The 1,766-nt window shown below is 67.5% G+C and carries 2 protein-coding genes; both read left to right on the forward strand.

The features are described 5' to 3' along the window. The first annotated feature begins 289 nt into the window (after positions 1–289). The gene (locus ACWCRB_RS49695; RefSeq protein WP_328285662.1) at positions 290–979 is read left to right on the forward strand and encodes a response regulator transcription factor; all 690 of its coding nucleotides are present in this window, start codon (positions 290–292) and stop codon (positions 977–979) included. Positions 980–1,242: 263 nt separating this feature from the next. Next, on the forward strand, positions 1,243–1,766 hold a 524-nt coding region (locus ACWCRB_RS49700), incomplete at its 3' end, for a 2-oxoacid:acceptor oxidoreductase family protein (RefSeq protein WP_451002357.1).

Consider the following 1,766-nt stretch of genomic DNA (forward strand, 5'->3'; position numbering starts at 1 on the left):
CCCCGCTTGTCGGCCTGAACGGCCTCGTCCTCAAACGCCGGACGGGCTGAAATGCCCCGGCCGGCGCTGAAGAGACGCCGCCTGTACTTCGGAAGCTGCGGGGGCGGTTGCCCTCGGCCCGTTCAGGGCCGTAGGGGGGTCTGGGGGCGTAGCCCCCAGGGATGGAGGGATGGGACGGGTAGGGGCGGCGGGGGCGGGACAACTGCCCGAGCCGTGCAGGAAACCCCTCGACATCACCCCCTTCCTCGTCCGAATACTGGGATGCTGGAGCCTGGTGTTCGGACGGGGTATGGGGGGCCGGGGAATCGTGGAGGACAGGGTGCGGGTGGTCATCGCCGAGGATTCAGTGCTGCTTCGGGAGGGCCTGACCCGGTTGTTGACCGACCGTGGGCATGACGTCGTCGCCGGTGTGGGTGACGGAGTCGCGCTGATCAAGACCATTACCGAGCTGGCCGCACAGGACGAGCTCCCGGACGTCGTCGTCGCGGATGTGCGGATGCCGCCCACGCATACCGACGAAGGGGTCCGGGCCGCCGTACAGCTGCGGAAATCGCATCCGGAACTCGGTGTGCTCGTGCTGTCGCAGTACGTCGAGGAACGGTACGCGACCGAGCTGCTCGCCGGGTCCAGCCGGGGCGTCGGGTATCTGCTGAAGGACCGGGTCGCCGAGGTGCGGGAGTTCGTGGACGCGGTGGTGCGAGTGGCCCAGGGGGGTACCGCGCTCGATCCCGAGGTCGTGGCCCAGTTGCTGGGGCGCAGCCGTAAGCAGGACGTGCTTGCCGGGCTCACGCCCCGGGAGCGGGAGGTATTGGGGCTGATGGCCGAGGGGCGGACCAATTCGGCCATCGCGCGGCAGCTCGTCGTGAGTGACGGTGCCGTCGAGAAGCACGTCAGCAATATTTTTCTGAAGCTGGGGCTTTCGCCGAGCGACGGTGATCACCGGCGGGTTCTGGCCGTTCTGACCTACCTCAACTCCTAGCCGTCTGACGCCCCGTCAGGGTCTGGCCGCACCCGGCAACAGGCGCTCGGTCCGCGGCAGAACCGGAGACCCGGCCGGGAGCGTCTACCGAGTCAGCGCTGCGGGGCAGGAAATCATGACAAGTCAGGGCGCCGAACCGTCTCAAAATGGCGTCCATCATGCGATCGGTCCAGGGAAGGCGACCCTTACCGACGTACTGTTGATCCTGGGAAGGTCCGCGGGAGGACCGCCCCAGGCCGCCGCCTCGAAGGAGGTCCAGTTCAGTGACCAGCCAGGTCAGCAGTCCAGCGGACAGTTCAGCGAACGGTTCAGCGGACGGGTCAGCGGAGAAGGCCGGCGCAGACGTCGGAGCCGTCGGATCCGTCGTGGGAGAGCAGCGCAACCCGGCCGCCGTAAAGGACGTACGTCGACTCGATCGGGTGATTATCCGGTTCGCGGGGGACTCCGGTGACGGAATGCAGCTCACGGGGGACCGCTTCACCTCCGAGACCGCGTCCTTCGGGAACGATCTGTCCACTCTGCCGAACTTCCCCGCCGAGATCCGAGCGCCCGCAGGAACACTGCCGGGCGTTTCTTCGTTCCAGCTGCATTTCGCCGACCACGACATCCTCACGCCCGGTGACGCGCCCAACGTGCTCGTCGCGATGAACCCGGCCGCGCTGAAGGCGAACATCGCCGATGTGCCGCGCGGCGCCGAGATCATCGTCAATACGGACGAGTTCACCAAGCGGGCCATGCAGAAGGTCGGGTATCCGGTCTCCCCGCTGGAGGACGGCTCGCTCGACGG

This window comes from Streptomyces sp. NPDC002156 (assembly GCF_053593675.1).

Coding starts and splice junctions, on each gene's coding strand:
- ACWCRB_RS49695 (WP_328285662.1), top strand. CDS start 290: ATGGGGGGCCGGGGAATCGTGGAGGACAGGGTGCGGGTGGTCATCGCC.